Annotated in this window: 12 protein-coding genes; 9 read left to right on the top strand and 3 right to left on the bottom strand. The window is 43.3% G+C overall.

The window, feature by feature from the left end:
• Together GD630_RS14285 and GD630_RS14290 are read right to left on the bottom strand one after the other, a co-directional pair.
• Entirely contained in the window at positions 1-4,011 is a 4,011-nt protein-coding gene (locus tag GD630_RS14285; protein ID WP_143866291.1) for a hybrid sensor histidine kinase/response regulator transcription factor, read from the bottom strand.
• A 96-nt stretch (positions 4,012-4,107) separates the two neighbouring features.
• Positions 4,108-6,168: an acetate--CoA ligase family protein gene (locus tag GD630_RS14290; protein ID WP_143866293.1), complete on the bottom strand. Its 2,061-nt coding sequence runs from the start codon at positions 6,166-6,168 to the stop codon at positions 4,108-4,110.
• A gap of 120 nt (positions 6,169-6,288) precedes the next feature.
• Here GD630_RS14290 and metG point away from each other — a divergent pair, with 120 nt between their 5' ends.
• Positions 6,289-8,328, top strand: coding sequence for a methionine--tRNA ligase (gene metG, locus GD630_RS14295; protein WP_143866295.1), 2,040 nt, complete (start codon positions 6,289-6,291; stop codon positions 8,326-8,328).
• A 3-nt stretch (positions 8,329-8,331) separates the two neighbouring features.
• Positions 8,332-9,774: a lipopolysaccharide biosynthesis protein gene (locus GD630_RS14300; protein ID WP_143866297.1), complete on the top strand. Its 1,443-nt coding sequence runs from the start codon at positions 8,332-8,334 to the stop codon at positions 9,772-9,774.
• Here GD630_RS14300 and GD630_RS14305 read toward each other — a convergent pair.
• A complete protein-coding gene (locus tag GD630_RS14305) occupies positions 9,771-10,601 on the bottom strand; it encodes an O-fucosyltransferase family protein (RefSeq protein WP_007762192.1) in 831 nt (276 codons plus the stop codon). The two genes, GD630_RS14300 and GD630_RS14305, sit on opposite strands and share 4 nt — an antisense overlap.
• An 88-nt stretch (positions 10,602-10,689) precedes the next feature.
• Between GD630_RS14305 and GD630_RS14310 the strand changes: the two genes are divergently transcribed.
• The 7 genes from GD630_RS14310 to GD630_RS14340 are packed head-to-tail and all read left to right on the top strand — an operon-like array spanning position 10,690 to position 18,010.
• Positions 10,690-11,652: a glycosyltransferase gene (locus tag GD630_RS14310; RefSeq protein ID WP_143866299.1), complete on the top strand. Its 963-nt coding sequence runs from the start codon at positions 10,690-10,692 to the stop codon at positions 11,650-11,652.
• A gap of 12 nt (positions 11,653-11,664) precedes the next feature.
• Positions 11,665-12,690 carry a glycosyltransferase family protein gene (locus GD630_RS14315; RefSeq protein WP_143866301.1) on the top strand — a complete coding sequence of 342 codons (1,026 nt, stop codon included), beginning with the start codon at positions 11,665-11,667 and terminating at the stop codon, positions 12,688-12,690.
• 4 nt (positions 12,691-12,694) lie between these two features.
• Positions 12,695-13,609, top strand: coding sequence for a glycosyltransferase (locus tag GD630_RS14320; protein ID WP_143866303.1), 915 nt, complete (start codon positions 12,695-12,697; stop codon positions 13,607-13,609).
• Positions 13,606-14,691 carry a glycosyltransferase gene (locus tag GD630_RS14325; protein ID WP_143866305.1) on the top strand — a complete coding sequence of 362 codons (1,086 nt, stop codon included), beginning with the start codon at positions 13,606-13,608 and terminating at the stop codon, positions 14,689-14,691. Before GD630_RS14320 ends, GD630_RS14325 begins: the two co-directional genes overlap by 4 nt.
• Positions 14,692-14,733: 42 nt before the next feature.
• Positions 14,734-15,999: a glycosyltransferase gene (locus tag GD630_RS14330; protein ID WP_143866307.1), complete on the top strand. Its 1,266-nt coding sequence runs from the start codon at positions 14,734-14,736 to the stop codon at positions 15,997-15,999.
• 3 nt (positions 16,000-16,002) lie between these two features.
• Entirely contained in the window at positions 16,003-17,268 is a 1,266-nt protein-coding gene (locus tag GD630_RS14335; protein ID WP_143866309.1) for a glycosyltransferase family 4 protein, read from the top strand.
• A complete protein-coding gene (locus tag GD630_RS14340; protein WP_143866311.1) occupies positions 17,261-18,010 on the top strand; it encodes a glycosyltransferase family 2 protein in 750 nt (249 codons plus the stop codon). Before GD630_RS14335 ends, GD630_RS14340 begins: the two co-directional genes overlap by 8 nt.
• Position 18,011: the final 1 nt, after the last annotated feature.

Raw genomic sequence — 18,011 nt, forward strand, 5'->3', positions numbered from 1 at the left:
TTAGCTAGCAAAGTCTTTGGGAGATACCCCGAATTGTTTTTGAAAACATTTGGCGAAATAAGAAGGAGAATTAAATCCAACCATATAACAAATCTCACTTATCCTATTCTCACCATCTTTCAACAATTGAGCAGCCCTCTTCAAACGTTCCAAACGAAGATATTCATTCGGACTCAAATCTAGTACTCCTTTTATTTTCCGATAAAAATTAGAACGACTCATATTTAGATTATCTGCCATATCATCCATACTGAACTCCGGATTAGTATAATTGATTTGGATGACCTCATTTAGTTTCTTTATAAATTCTTCATCCGCTTTTGTCAATGCCATTGTATTAGCAGCCACAAAAGGAGATTTCGCAAAAGTCCGACGCAATTTTTCCCGATTCTGAATAAGATTGGAAGCACAAGCCTGCAAATACTCCACTGAGAACGGTTTTTCGATATATGCGTCGGCTCCCAACTCCATCCCTTCTATCTTAGACTGAATATTTGTCTTCGCTGTCAACAAAATAATTGGAATATGGCTATAATTCAAATCCGACTTAATCGTCTTACACAGTTCAAAACCATCCATAACTGGCATTACTACATCACTAACCACCAAATTCACATAGTTGCCATCCAGTAGCTGCAATCCTTCCATCCCATTGGTAGCTGTCAATACCATATATTCTTTTGACAATTGGCGTACAACAAAGGAAAGCATATCCGGATTGTCCTCTACGACTAATATAGTTGGTCTATTATCTTTTTTGTCAATATGTTCTGCAGGAGCTTCTTTCATTTTATCCATTTCGACTTCCGGTGTCAATGTAATGGTCATATCCTGTATAATTGGTAAAGTCAGGCAGAAAATATTACTTTTCTCCCCTTTTTCCATAGCAAGAGTTCCCTGGTGCAATTCAGCTAATGAACGGGAAAGAGCCAGTCCGATCCCCGTTCCAGTAGTCACCTTTCCATCTTCTTTCTCATTAAAGCGGGCAAAAGGTTTAAAGATCTTCTCTTTCATCTCGTCTGGGATAATCACACCATCATTATCTGTACGAATACGGAAAGATTTATCATCATCTGTATCCGGCACTTCCAGCGATATATGCACGTAACTTTCCGCATATTTCACTGCATTATTCAACAAGTTACTGATAATTTTCGTAAATGCTTCCTGATTGATATGTGCATAAAAATCCTGTTCAGGTACATTCAAAACAAAATTCAACCCTTTCTGCTTTGCCAAAGAGGTAAAGCGTTTATGAGTTTCTTTCAAGATTTCCGTAACATTGCATTCAGTAAAGTTCAAGCGGAACCCCTGACTTTCCGTTTTACGGAAATCAAGTAATTGATTAACCAGATTCAGCAGCCGTTCCGTATTCTGTTTCATGACATTCAAATCTTCCCGAGTTTCTGCATCCACCTGTTTCTTTAATATAATATTTTCCAACGGACCTTTTATCAATGTCAACGGAGTGCGTATCTCGTGGGCCACATTCGTAAAGAAGTCAATCTTTGCATGATATACCTCACGCTCCTTTTCCTGTTCAAACTTCTCCATCTGCCGACGATGTTTGTAATTACTACGTCTCTTGAAATACATAACCGCATACAGAGAGCAACCTATTATCAACAAAGCATATATGAAATAAGCACAAATTGAAAGATAAAAAGGAGGTAATATCTGTACCTTTAATGATACTCCTTCTTCATTCCATACCCCATCACTATTAGACACCTTAACCTTAAATATATAATTGCCATAACGCAAATTGGAATAAGTAACGATAGGACTTTCACCGACCGTCAACCAATCTGTATCAAAACCATCCAACTTATACATGATCTTACTCATTTTCGGAGCCTGAAAGTCCAATGCAGTTACCCGAAAAGAGAAAGAATTCTGATTGGCCCGAAGTACGATTTCATCAGAGAACGTGATACTTTTCTCCAACGGAGCTCCCGGATCACCCACAAACACTTCCTTACCAAACAACAGAAAATCCGTAATCACAACAGAAGGAAGAGACTTGTTCTCCGAAAAAGTCTTCGGATTAAACGCTACAAAGCCATCAATACTTCCTAAATAGATCGTTCCATCCTCCGTCTCAAAACTCGATCGATAGTTAAACTGATCTCCCAACAAACCGTTGGAAGTTGTATATACTTTCATTCCACCCGTAGCCGGCTGAAAGCATACCAGACCATTATTGGTAGTCAGCCAAAAGAACCCTTCTTTATCCTCCACAATCTGATAAACCACATCGTTCGGCAATCCGTCAGCCAAACTATAATTGGTGAAAGTCTCCGTATCCGAGTGAAAACAGCAGAAGCCTCCACCTTGAGTAGTCAGCCACACCTGACGATGTGAATCCTCAAAGATACTTACCACTTTATCATAGGGTAGACTTTTCGGATTATTTTCATCATGCAAATAGTTTTTCCATCTTTTCTCGTTTACATTATAACAATAAGCACCATTTGCATAAGTTGCAAGCCAGAGGTTACCACCGGAATCTTCTTTTATATCATATACAAACTTTCCATTCAGTTCCGGTATCCGGTCAAAACCATCCAACTGTTTATTATAGCGCAACAAACCAAATAAAGTACCTAAATAAATATCTCCCGTCGTTGTCCGGCAAATAGAAAAAACACTATTATCCACTAACGAATAAGGTGACTCTGTTTTCAGATACGTTTTTACAATAGCTCCCGTCCGCGTATCCACCACTTTCACTCCCTTTGAGAAAGTTCCTACCCAAAGGTTATCACCAACCATACACAACCCATGTACATTTGTAAAAGCATTGCTCGGTGTGAAGAAAGAGAAAGTCTTTGTTTTAGGATTAAAACGATTCAAGCCTCCATCTTCCGTACCAATCCACAAAATACCCTGATTATCCTGACAAAACTCACGTACACGTTTCCCCTGCAACCCGTTCGCTGCTCCTTTTGGATAATATTTCTCAAAATTCGTATAGAAACGGGGATAATAGTTTATCCCACCGAAGTAAGAACCAATCCAGATACCACCTTCGCGGTCTTTGCACAAAGAATAAATAGCATTATCTGACAAAGAGTACGGATCGTTAATCGAACTACGCAAATGAACATACTTGCCCGTCCGGAGATTATAAATATAAAGCCCCGACTCTGCGCCAATCCAAAGTTCATTGTCAGAAGCCACCAGCAATTCACGGCAGAATACAGACTCTCCACCTTCATCCACCGAAAGCAAGTCATGTAATTTATTCGAAGTCAGATTCAGCTCCTTCACCCCTCCTTTCAATGAACCTACATACAGGCAATTGTACGCACCTTTCGCGAGGCATATCACAACATCGTTCGCATAAGTTTCTTGTTTATCCACAGGAGACAGATAGGGATGAAGTGTTTTCAAGCGGTCTTTCGAATAGAAAAGTCCGTCACCGTAACAGCCAATCCAAAGCGTTCCGCTATTATCAAAAGCAAAAGTCTGCACATTGCTGGTAAGAAAAGAAAAATCCTTTAATGTATGATTCCGAAGTTGGTCCTTTTCCAAATCATAGCAGAACAATCCTTGTGACTCTACAGCCATCCAGACGCATCCCTGATTATCACCGGATATTGCAGTTACTGTGTGTTCTACTCTTGTACCCTCCAGACTGAGTTCGGTAAAGTGCAAAAAAGAATCTTTCTCCGGATAATAAACGTAGAGCCCCACATCTGTTCCTATCCAGATATTTCCCTCCGCATCCTCATAGAGAGCCGTAATAAAATTATTGCCAATGCTTTGCCGACTACGATTATCATGTTTGAATTTACGGAACGACAAACCGTCATACCGGTTCAGTCCATCCTTCGTACCGAACCACATGAATCCTTGCTTATCCTGCAAAATCGCATTGACTGTATTTTGGGATAATCCGTTTTGTACACTCAGATTTTTGAAATAATAATGTTCATTCGCCACTTGTGCATGGCAAATGCCCGAGTAACAAACAAGACAGATTAAAAGTAGTAAAGTCTTCTTCATATTACGTGTTTTCTAGCTTTCTGTTTGAATTACCAAATGTAGGCAAAATAACAAAAGAAAGATAGCAATTACGTCTCAATGAATAATAAAATAGTCCTATTTCTCTATTCGAATACGTGCGTCAACCGCCACAACCGCCTTCTCAGTTGCCAAAAGCGGGTTTATATCCATTTCTTTAATCTCTGTCGCAAAACGGAGCAAGGTAGACAAACGAACAATGATTTCCGCAAACTTATCCTCATTCACCCCCTTTTGCCCACGTGTCCCCTGTATGATTTTATAAGCCCTCAGCGAATGAATCATCGAATAAGCCTCTTCATAAGAAAGCGGAGCCAAACCCGAAGAGACATCCTTCAGCACTTCCACAAAAATACCTCCCAGACCACAAAGGACCACATGCCCGAACTTCTCCTCATATTTCGCTCCAATGAAAAGTTCCGTACCTTTCAGCATTGGCTGTACCATGATTGCTTTCGCATCGGCTATTTGCATCATACGGTCAAACTCCAGAGACAAATGTTGCTCACTCTTGATATTCAACACGACCCCGCCAACATCCGATTTATGCACAGGTCCAACGACTTTTGCCACCACCGGAAATCCGCAACGACGGGCAAAAGCCACCACTTCTTCCTTATTATCCGACACAAATTCATCTACAAGCGGAATACCGGCTGCATGAAGCAAAGCTTGTACATGATGAGGCGCGATATATCCGTCATCCGGAATAGAATCAATGATCCGCCGAATTCTTGGAACATCCACTCCGAACAGTTCTATTTCAGGAACTGCCGGTTTAGGAGCATTCACAATGCGGGAAAGAGCAGTCCCTAATGTGACCTCATCCGAAAAGTTCACGTGACCTTTAGCAAGGAACGCTGCCACTTCCGCTCCGGCAGTATTGATGGAAGGAAGTATCGGGAAAATCGGTTTACTGCAAACCTGCATTTTCTCATGAAGCACATCGTACATCTCGAACATAGTGACTAGTCCCGGAGTTCCAAAAATGGCCATCACAGCATCTATATTCTCAAATTTCTCTTCACAATAGTCAATACAAAGACGCAGATGTTCCGGGGTTCCCGTAGCAAGAATATCAATCGGATTACCAACAGCAGCTCCCGGAAAGAGTTGCGCTTTCAGTTCTTCTGCCAGGTTACCTTCTAACTTCGGCACATTCAGCCCCCCCTTGCTCAACGCATCCGTCAGCATTACTCCGGGACCTCCGGCATGAGTGATAATCGCAAAATTCTTTCCCTTCAGTTCGGGCAAGGTAAACACACAACCGACGGTAGTCAGCTCCTCACGTGAGAAACAACGTACAATTCCCGCTTTACGAAACAAAGCCTCAACAGCAGAATCCGAGCTGGCGATAGCTCCCGTATGCGAAGAAGCCGCACGGCTTCCACTTTCCGAGCTTCCCGCCTTAATCGCTGCAATCTTACACCCTTTTCTTATCAATGAAGAAGCATGGAACAATAATCGGTCCGGATTTTGGATACTTTCAATATAGAGCAATTTGATTCGTGAATCATTTTCAGAATCGAAGTTCTCATCCATAAACTGTAATACATCCTCCACCCCAATCTGTTTGGCGTTTCCTACCGACCATACAGAATTGAACTGCAATCCTTTAGTCACCGCGCTTTCCAAAATGAATACGGCTGTAGCACCCGAACTGGAGATAAGATCCACTCCTTTCGGATTTAAATTTGGAATTGGTTGACTGAACACACTATGGTGCCAAGTATTCATCAATCCGATGCAGTTAGGTCCTATCAACGACGCACCATATTTGTTTACAGTTTCCAGAATACGTTCTTCCAACAATGCCCCCTCATGAGTCTCCTCACCAAAGCCGGCAGAAAGTATGATAAAAGCCCGGGTATGCTTCCGACCAGCCAATGTTTCTACAATGCCAGGACACATTGAAGCAGGAACCGCCAATACCGCAAGGTCCGTATCAGGCACGTCCTGCACATCCGCAAAAGCAGGAACTCCCTGCACTTCTTTCTCTTTTGGGTTCACAGCCCGAAGTTCTCCCTGATAACCGCCGTTTATCAGGTTCTTTAATATTGCGCCACCCGGCTTATGTACATTATTCGAAGCCCCTACTACAACAATGCTCTCAGGGCGCAGCAACTGGGTTGTTATCATATCATACTCTAATTTTCGTTTAACTTGAATACAAATATATTCTTTCTTACGGGAAAAAAGAAAGAAAAGTCATTATCTTTGCACATTACAAAGCTGAAAACAATAAAATCACACGATACAATGGAAAAGAAATTCAAAAGAACCACCGTCACATCGGCATTGCCCTATGCGAACGGACCTGTCCACATCGGTCATCTGGCCGGTGTATACGTACCCGCAGATATTTATGTACGCTATCTGCGCCTGAAAAAAGAAGATGTATTATTCATCGGCGGTTCGGACGAACACGGAGTGCCTATCACGATCCGTGCCAAGAAGGAAGGAATCACCCCGCAGGATGTAGTAGACCGTTACCATTCCTTGATTAAAAAGTCATTCGAGGAATTCGGAATCTCATTCGACGTGTATAGCCGCACCAGTTCACCGACCCATCACCAACTAGCTTCGGACTTCTTCAAAACATTGTACGACAAAGGAGAATTTATCGAAAAAACGTCCGAACAATACTACGATGAAGAAGCTAAAACATTCCTCGCCGACCGTTATATCACCGGAGAATGTCCTCACTGCCACTCGGAAGGAGCATACGGCGACCAATGTGAGAAATGCGGTACTTCACTCTCTCCGACAGATCTTATTAATCCGAAAAGCGCCATCAGCGGGAGCAAGCCGGTAATGAAAGAAACCAAGCATTGGTATCTTCCCCTCGACAAACATGAGTCATGGCTGCGCAAATGGATTCTGGAAGATCATAAAGAATGGCGTCCCAACGTATACGGTCAATGCAAAAGCTGGCTCGACATGGGCTTGCAACCACGTGCCGTAAGCCGCGACCTCGATTGGGGAATCCCCGTTCCCGTAGAAGGAGCAGAAGGAAAAGTTTTGTACGTATGGTTTGACGCGCCTATCGGATATATTTCCAATACCAAAGAACTACTTCCCGATAGTTGGGAAACATGGTGGAAGGATCCTGAAACCCGTTTGATTCACTTCATCGGCAAGGACAACATCGTATTCCATTGCATCGTATTCCCTGCAATGCTGAAAGCTGAAGGCAGTTACATTCTGCCGGACAACGTGCCGAGCAACGAATTCCTGAACCTGGAAGGAGATAAAATTTCCACTTCCCGCAATTGGGCTGTATGGCTGCACGAATATCTGGCCGATTTTCCCGGAAAGCAAGACGTACTCCGCTATGTACTGACCGCCAATGCACCGGAAACAAAAGACAATGACTTCACCTGGAAAGACTTCCAGGCACGCAATAATAACGAGCTGGTCGCTGTATATGGCAACTTTGTGAATCGTGCCATGGTACTTACCCAAAAGTACTTTGACGGAAAAGTACCTGCACAGGGCGAATTGACTGACTATGACAAGGAAACTCTGAAAGAATTCGCAGACGTAAAAGCAGAAGTGGAGAAACTGCTCGACATTTTCAAATTCCGCGATGCACAGAAAGAAGCCATGAATCTGGCACGTATCGGTAACAAATATCTGGCCGACACAGAACCGTGGAAATTGGCCAAAACAGATATGGAGCGTGTAGGCACTATCTTGAACATTTCCCTACAGCTGGTTGCCAACCTCGCCATCGCTTTTGATCCGTTCCTGCCGTTCAGTTCGGAGAAACTCCGTAAGATGCTGAATATGGACACATTCGAATGGGCTGAACTAGGAAAAGACAATCTGCTGCCCGTAGGCCATCAGTTGAATAAGCCGGAACTGCTATTTGAAAAGATCGAAGACGCTACTATCGAAGCACAAGTACAGAAGTTGCTTGATACTAAAAAAGCAAACGAAGAAGCGAACTACAAAGCCAATCCGATTCGTCCGAACATCGAGTTCGATGATTTCACGAAATTGGACATCCGTGTAGGTACTATCCTCGAATGCCAGAAAGTACCAAAGGCAGATAAGTTGTTGCAATTCAAAATCGACGACGGACTGGAAACACGTACTATCGTATCGGGCATTGCCAAACACTATCAACCGGAAGAGCTGGTAGGCAAACAGGTTTGCTTCATCGCCAATCTTGCCCCGCGCAAACTGAAAGGTATCGTCAGCGAAGGAATGATTCTGAGCGCCGAAAATAATGATGGCAGTTTGGCTGTTATTATGCCGGGACGGGAGGTAAAGCCAGGCAGCGAAGTAAAATAAAAAATGGGCGAAGAGCAATCACTGAGACAAAAGACAGCCAAAGGATTATTTTGGGGAGGACTCAGCAACAGCTTACAGCAGTTGCTGGGACTTCTTTTCGGAATTGTTCTGGCTCGTCTGTTGTCACGCTCCGATTATGGTATGATCGGTATGCTGACCATCTTTTCAACGATAGCCAACATCCTGCAGGAAAGCGGTTTCATCTCCGCTCTGGTCAACCGTAAAAATGCTTCGGACAAAGATTACAATGCCGTATTCTGGTTTAGTGTTTCCTGTAGCGCCATCTTATATATATTACTCTACCTGTCGGCTCCACTGATTGCCGAGTTTTACCGTACGCCGGAATTAGTCCCCCTTTCCCGGCTGGCTTTCCTAAGTTTTTTTATCGCTAGTTTAGGGATCGCTCCACGCGCCATCCTTTTCCGCAACCTCAAAGTGAAAGAAAATACGATTATTTCCCTTTCCTCACTTACATTATCCGGTATTACAGCAATAGTCCTTGCCGTAAATGGATTTGCCTATTGGGGCATAGCCATACAATCACTTGTATACGTAGCAGTTGTCGTTATACTCAATTGGTACTTCGCCAAATGGATGCCTAGCTTCCATTTCGACTTTTCTCCTATAAAAGAGATGTTCGGTTTTAGTAGTAAAATGTTAATTACCAACATATTCATGACTATCAACAACAACCTGTTCTCCGTACTATTAGGGAAATTCTATACCAAGCAGGCAGTAGGAGATTTCAGCCAAGCAAACAAATGGAATAACATGGGACATTCCTTAATCACAGGAATGATTAACGGAGTAGCCCAGCCCGTATTAGCAAGCATAACGGAAGACACCCAGCGTCAGGTAGCCGTATTCCGTAAAATGCTGCGCTTCACCGCATTTATCTCTTTCCCTGCCATGTTCGGCCTCAGCATTGTATCCAAAGAGTTCATCGTGATTACCATTACTGACAAATGGCTCGTTTCCGCCCAAATGATGCAGTTGCTCTGTATCTGGGGTGCGTTTATCCCTATTAATAACCTGTTCTCAAACCTATTGGTCAGCCGGGGACGTTCTTCCGTGTTTATGTTCTGCAATATCACACTCAGCATTTTGCAACTTATCACAGCATGTCTCAGCTATCCTTATGGTATCACAATGATGATTTATCTGTTCATTACCATCAATATCTTATGGCTTTTTGTCTGGTATTTCTTCGTCAAAAGAGAAATACCTTTGACTCTATCCTGCGTACTCAAGGATATCGCTCCTTATTTCTTATTAGCAGCCACATTGACTGCCTCCGCTTATTATATCACTCTCGGAATCCGAAATCTATATTTATCCTTACTCATAAAAATAGTGCTGGTAGTATCTTTGTACGCTCTGATTTTATGGAAATTACAATCCGTGATATTCCGTGAGTGCATTGAATTTATAAGAAAGAAAATCTAAACACGAAGTATTTGCAGGGGAATATCTCCTAATTGGGCAGCCAGTTCCGAAAAAGAACTGCCTGAAGATCCATAAATCTTTTGAGTGCGTGACAGTGTATACATATCGGCTACAGCATCCTTAATTCCGGAAATCGAGCCACGATCAGAAACCGCCTCAGCCGTATGCACCCTGCCACCATAACGATTGCGTAACTGCTGTTTCACCTCTTCCGAATCAGTTGCCAGATAGATGCACAAATCATCATACATGTCACTTTCTTTGTCCAACTGTGTAAAAAACAAATCCAATGGACTTTGACGGATGGCTACCGTATGATCTGCACGACGAATATGTACACCTACCGTATGCTTGGAAAAGTAACAAAAACGGCGTTCGACTTCCTCACAAACGGAAGCGACAGGATGAAACAAAGAACGAAGTAAATTTGTACTGTAATTCGCAAACTGGTCACAAGTAGCAATATACAACCGTCCACTTTGAGATGCCCACTCTTCCAGCTCCGACTCCTTATAACAAAGAGCACGTACATCCCTTTCATACAGACAATCCTCAAACAACAATTTCTGAAAAAGTTTCGGAAGATAAAAATTACGCCTGCGAGGACGGTCATACATAAGCAAATGTTTGCAAGAAGTCTCCGAAAAGGATATATTCATCAACTCCGGTTCCTCAAACACTTTGAAAAAGGGAGCATTCAGTCCCCAATCACGGAACCATAGTACTTCCAACTTTCTCCTTACTCTATATGTCAAGGTAACGGCAGAAGCTACAGCGCGCATACGATTAGCTAATCCTCCCACCGGCACTAATATTATCTTTTCCATAATCATATATTCATTTCCAACACAAAAGTAAACAAGTTTATTATTCTTTGGCTATTTTTGCAGACAGTATTTACACAAATTCAAAAATATGAATATTAATCCGAGCTCACCGGTTTCCATTTCAGTCGTTATGTGTACCTATAACGGAGATAAATATCTTGAACAGCAAATAGATTCTATATTGTGCCAAACCTATCCCATCCATGAATTGATCATACAAGACGATTGTTCTACCGATCGTACAGTAACAATTATTGAAGCATATCAAAAACAAGACCCACGTGTCAAACTCTATATTAACGAGGCACCACTAGGATTCAATTACAATTTTTCATCCGCCTTCACCAAAGCTGAAGGTGAATATATCGCCTCTTCCGACCAAGATGATATCTGGCGACCGGATAAGATAGAGATTCTGATGAACCACGCAAAAAATCATTCTCTACTTTTTCATAACTCTTACCTATTCACCATGGATATCCAACAGACCATGGGAAAAAAGAACAAATCTAATGTACTTTACAACGAGCTTTATCTATTAATGAAACCATATGTCCCGGGACACGAATGTTTCTTCCACCGCAATATCCTACCCATTTTCCAGCAAGTTGTGAAACAAGAGAATAACATCTCCTATGACTCCTTGCTAATGTTGGCTGCCGTTGTCTCCGGACCAATAGAGTTCATTGACGAAGGACTGGTCTATTGGCGTAGACATCCTCAAGCCACTTCCTACCATACGGAACAAAAGTACAATGCATGGGAAGGACTGCAAACTGCTCTGAAAAGCCTAAGCAACCACTTACAGCGCAATGTTACAAAAAGATATTTTCAAGCTGTCAGCAGCTATCCATTCAGGCAGAAATATACCATCCGAACAATTCGGTATATGAAGACAGGCAGTATTGTTGGAATTCTGAAAGCCTGTTGCGTCTGTTGCATTCAGCATAAACAACTTTATCCCCATACACGTTTTTTGCAATCATGCATCAAGTCTTTTTTCACTCCCTTGTATTTTATCCGAGATTGTAGTAAATTTGCCATCCATTAATGACTTAGGAATATGATAACATTTACTGTATTTCCGCGTTTAAGGCAAAACCCTAACGAAAAAAGCAATCCCTATATAGAGAATTTCATCGCTTCCTTGAACCGTGAAGGAGAAAGTACTGTTATCAATCCTCCACACCGAAACCCGCTTCTTAGCATATTGCCTCCCAAACGATGGGGAGACGTGATTATCTTCAATTGGTTTGAAAGTATTCCTGATTTCAAATACGGACTTTTACAAGCTGTCACGGCAATCTGTTTCGTAACAGTACTCAAATTGGCAAAGAAGAAAATCGTATGGGTACTGCACAACAAAAAACCACACAATGACGGGTATACAGGCATGAAAAAATTCCTCATGCGTTTCATCGCCCGGAAAGCGGATTTAATACTTACACACGCTACCGAAGGGCTGGAAATCATCCGGCAGAGATATCCGCAAGCCAGCGGAAAAGTTCATTTTCTGCACCATCCTACCATCAATCGACTTCCCCGACAGTTACCTGCCGAGAATAATATTCTTTATGATTTGCTGATATGGGGTACTATCTCACGCTATAAAGGTATACATGAATATCTTTCATACCTACGTAACCATCCGGAGCAACACCCCAATGTCTGCATTATCGGACGATGTGCCTCCGCCCCTTTGTTGAAAGAATTGCAGGACAAAGCACCTGATTATGTCAAAATCATCCCTGAAAGTCCATCGTTTGAAAAGCTAAGTAATTACGTAGCCTGCTCCCGTTTTGTACTCATTCCTTACTGTCCCGATTCTGTATTAAGTTCGGGAGTATTAATGGATTCCCTTTCTTTCGGGGCAAAGGTAATAGGACCAGCCACCGGATCATTCATCGATTACAGCCACAACAGTCTATTAAACGTTCACACATTTAAAAGTCTGGATGATATTGCCGTCATCCTCTCAGACCATAAAAAAGAAAAAGCCTCACTAGTTGGATATAGGCAATTTCTCGATGAAAACGCTTGGCAGTACTTCGGCAGCAAAATTATTGAACTAGTAACAAAAACCAAATAACATAATGACAAAATACGCTCCCATATTGCTGTTCGTGTACAATCGTCCGGAACATTTAAAACAAACGATGGAGACACTTCAAAACAACACACTCGCCGCCGAAAGTGAGCTCTACATCTATTCCGATGCAGCCCGCAAGGACACAGACGAGGCAGCTGTAACTGAAGTCCGCAACTATATCCATAAGATAACAGGATTTAAGAGCATCACCCTCATCGAACGGAAAGAGAACTGGGGACTTGCGCGTAATATCATTGACGGAGTTACTACACAAGTCAGTCGCTTCGGGCAGGTTATCGTAATGGAAGACGACTTGATTACAGCACCTTACTTCCTACAATTTATGAACGACGCACTTGAGACTTACAAAGACGAGCCACGCGTCGGTCACATACAAGCTTGTGATTTCACCAACGACCCTTCCCTGCCCGATACATTTCTTATCAAGTTTACCGGAAGCTGGGGGTGGGCTACTTGGGACAGAGCATGGAAATATTTCAATCCCGACGGGAAAGAGCTGCTCCGCCAATTGGAAGAACGTAACCTCACACGGAGATTTGACCTCAACGGGAATTATCCTTTCACACGAATGCTGAGACGCCAAATCGAAGGGAAAAATAATTCATGGGCCATCCGCTGGAATGCCAGCCTGTTTCTAGCAGATATCCTCTCGTTAAACACCGGACGTTCACTTATTCAGAACATCGGTTTCGATGGAAGCGGCACCAACTGCGGCGGTGGAGGTTTATACAGTTCCACCTTATGGATGAAACCGCTCCCAATAGAAAAATGGTCGCCAATAGAAGAAAATGAAAAAGCCAGAGAAGCATTCGCACGCTATTACCACCGCACAAATTGCTTTATGGCCAAAGCGATCCGACGAATTAAACGTACCTTGAAAGGAGACTTCGGCGCATGAAAATATACTATTATCACACACGCCCCATACAAGAAGCATTGGACGAATGGAAGAACCATTTACACCCCGGACATATATTATATGGGCTCACTCATTTCAGTAAACACGGTATTCACCCGATACTCCACCATTACCGTCATTTCGCATCCCGTATACGGTTCTCACTCTACAATTTCTTTGAAATCATACGTTGCAAAGAACCGTACGACCTTTTGTATGGTACCTCCTTTTACGGACTAGAGCTTATTATCTTCTTACGTGCGTTCGGATTGTATCGCAAACCCATTGCTATCTGGCACCATCAAGCCGTAGTCCGAAACTCCAACAAACTGAAGAATTTGATTTCCCGCTTTTATTACAGAGGTATCGATAAAATGTTCTTTTTCAGTCAGACGTTAATTGAGGACTCTTTAAAATCAGGCAAAGTCAACGCCGGTCAGTTGCACCTTATACATTGGGGAGCCGACCTTGATTTCTATGACTATCTGAAACAGCACCTTCCAGCCGCAAACGAAGAAGAACCGGAAAAGACGTTTATCACTACCGGGAAAGAGAATCGTGACTTCACCACCTTGTTAAAAGCATTTGCCGAAACAGGGTTTCCCCTCGATGTGTTTACCACACCTGCCGCCGGAGACAAGAACTATGAGCTTTTACTAAAAAAATATATACCATATACCAACATACGGATACATTTCACGGGCGGTATCATCCCACACAAGCTCGCCACAGAAGTAGCACATTCAAAAGTAGTAGTCATCTGCTGCCTTGACACCCCCTACACCGTGGGACTCACCACACTGGTAGAAGCTTTTGCATTAGGACTCCCGGTGATTTGCTCACGTAATCCTAAATTTCAAATGGACATCGAAAAAGAAGGAGCAGGTATCTATGTAGACTATAATGATACGGAAGGATGGAAACAAGCCATCCGTTACCTCTACACCCATCCTGAAGAAGCACAGCAAATGGGAGCCAACGGTCGGAAACTGGCAGAACGGGAATATAATTTAGAACATTACAGCCGCGAATTATCGCAAATCTTAACTACTACGGTAAAAACTTATCGCAAGCAACCATAGATTTGCAACGAAAAGCGTACATTTGCATAAACTTTTATGCGCATGAGAGTACTAATCATCAATACTTCCGAACGAATGGGCGGTGCGGCTATCGCAGCAAACCGTCTGATGGAATCGCTCAACGGTGCCGGAATAGACACCGGGATGTTGGTACTGCACAAAACGAGCCACTCCGATAAAGTACATACCGTCGGTAAGTCTTGGCAAAGAAAGTTCACGTTTATCTGGGAACGTCTCATTATTTGGGCAAATAATCTTTTCAGCCGGAAGAATCTTTTTAGGGTATCCATTGCCAATACGGGGTTCGATGTCACCCGGCTTCCGTTTTTCAAAGAGGCAGATATCATTCACTTGCATTGGATCAATCAGGGCATGCTGTCCTTGCACAATATTCAACAAGTCATCACCTCCGGCAAACCTGTTGTCTGGACGATGCACGACATGTGGGAATGTACCTCCATCTGCCATTATTCCTACTCTTGCGAATCATTCAAAAACGAATGCGGAAACTGCCACTTTCTCCGTTTTCCCGGGAACAACGACTTGTCTCACCGCGTCTTCAAGAAAAAACAGAGCATACTCTCTCCGGCAAGAATAAATATCGTTACAGTAAGTAATTGGCTCGCCTCACAAGTACGCCAAAGCACACTACTCAAAGGCAAGCCGGTCACAGTGATACCGAACACGCTCTCACTGAACAACTTCCGGATACTTAATAAAGTAGAATGCCGACAAGCATTATCTCTTCCTGACAAACGGATTATCGTGTTCGGGGCTGCCCGTATTGATGATCCGATAAAAGGATTCCCAACGTTGATGGAGGCCATTCGCCTTTTAATCCGACGAAAAGACTTCCGGAGTGAAGAGTTGCATCTCATATTCTTCGGAAAGACCAAATACCCCCAACAGATTCTTCCGTTGATTCCTGTCAGTTACACCGACATGGGCTGGGTAAGCCAAGCGGAGGAGCTTTCTCAAATCTATTCGGCAGCCGATGTCGCAGTGTCCGCCTCGCTCTACGAAACCTTCGGGCAAACACTGATTGAAGCCCAATCTTGCGGTTGCCTGCCTGTTTCGTTCGGCAACAGCGGGCAAGCAGACATCATCCGCCATAAAGAGAATGGATACTTGGCTGACTATCAGTCGGCGGAAAGTCTGGCCGACGGAATAAAATGGGGACTTACCGAAGGGAAAGAACGGGTGTCACCGGAAACAATGAGAAACGAAGTAATGACTAAATATTCGGGCAAGGTAGTAGCCGGACAATATATCAATCTGTATACAAACCTGCTGGCAAGCAAACTTTAGAAAATGAGAATACTGATTATTAATACTTCTGAGAAGATGGGCGGTCCGGCCGTTGCGGCAAGCCGTCTGATGGAATCGCTGAAAAACAACGGTATCAAAGCTAAAATGTTGGTACGTGACAAACAGACCGACCAGATTAGTGTTGTCGGGTTGAACAGAAGCTGGTTGCAAGTATGGAAATTCATGTGGGAACGTCTTGTCATCTGGAGTGCCAACCGTTTTCACCGGAATCATATGTTTGATGTAGATATAGCGAATACCGGCACGGACATTACGTCACTTCCGGAGTTCCGTCAGGCGGATGTCATCCACCTTCACTGGGTCAATCAGGGAATGCTCTCATTGAAAGATATCCGAAAGATATTGTCATCCGGCAAGCCTGTAGTATGGACAATGCATGATATGTGGCCTTGTACCGGTATCTGCCACTATGCACGGGAATGTACCAAATACCGGAAGGAATGCCATCACTGCCCCTATATATATAAGGAAGGAGGCCGGAAGGATCTGTCATATCGCACTTTCCGCAACAAACAAGAACTTTATGCTCATGCCCCGATTCATTTCGTCACTTGCAGTCATTGGCTGAAAGAACAAGCACAAAGTAGTGCATTGCTTGCAGGAAAAGAGATTGTCAATATTCCGAACGCCATTAACACGAATCTCTTCAAACCACAAAAGAAGGAGGAGGCACGTACGAAATGTATGTTGCCGCAAAACAAAAAACTAATTCTGTTCGGTTCGGTAAAGATTACCGATAAGCGGAAAGGAGTCGAATATTTAATTGAGTCCTGCAAAATGCTGGCAGAAAAACATCCGGAATGGAAAGATTCATTGGAGGTAGTTGCGTTCGGCAACCAATCCCAACAGTTACAGGCTCTGCTTCCCTTTCGTGTACACTCACTTCCTTACATCAAGAATGAGCATGAATTAGTGAATATATACAACTCAGTAGATATTTTCGCCATCCCGTCGCTGGAAGAGAATCTGCCTAACATGATTATGGAAGCGATGGCATGCGGAGTGCCGTGCGTAGGATTCAATGTAGGCGGCATTCCCGAAATGATAGACCATCTGCACAATGGCTACGTGGCACAATACAAGTCTTCGGAAGATTTTGCCAACGGTATTCACTGGATATTGACAGAACCGGAATACAGCGAACTCTCAGAACAAGCCCGCCGCAAGGTATTGGGTAACTATTCGGAGAGTATCGTTGCCAAAAGATATACGGATATCTATAACAAAATAACAGGAAAATATGCATAGCGTCCATCCCACTCCGAAATTCTCAATCATCACGGTAACATACAACGCCGAGAAGGTATTGGAGGACACCATTCTAAGTGTCATCTCACAAACCTATCATCACGTCGAATATATTATCGTAGACGGGGGATCTGAAGATAAGACCTTATCTATCATCGACCGGTACCGTTCGCGGATACACACTGTCGTCAGCGAGCCGGACAAAGGATTATACGACGCCATGAATAAAGGAATCTCTCTTGCCACCGGTGATTACCTTTGCTTTCTGAACGCAGGCGACTGCTTCCACGAAGATAATACATTACAGCAAATGATACATACCATCATCGGCAACGAACTTCCTGATGTACTTTATGGAGAAACAGCCATCGTAGACAAGAACGGTCATTTCCTACGTATGCGCAGGCTATCCGCTCCGGAGACTTTAACGTGGAAAAGCTTTAAACAAGGGATGTTGGTCTGCCATCAGGCATTCTTCCCCCGCCACACGTTGGTAGAGCCGTATGATTTGCAGTACCGTTTCTCCGCTGACTTCGACTGGTGCATCCGCATCATGAAAAAAGCACGTACTTTGCACAACACTCACCTGACAATCATCGACTATCTGGACGAGGGCATGACCACCCGGAACCGGAAAGCATCCCTCAAAGAGAGATTCCGCATTATGGCAAAGCATTATGGATGGAGCAGTACCACGATACATCATGCATGGTTTGTGTTCCGAGCGGTTATCCATCGGTAGC

Origin of the sequence: Bacteroides zhangwenhongii (genome assembly GCF_009193325.2) — a bacterium.
Classification (GTDB): domain Bacteria; phylum Bacteroidota; class Bacteroidia; order Bacteroidales; family Bacteroidaceae; genus Bacteroides; species Bacteroides zhangwenhongii.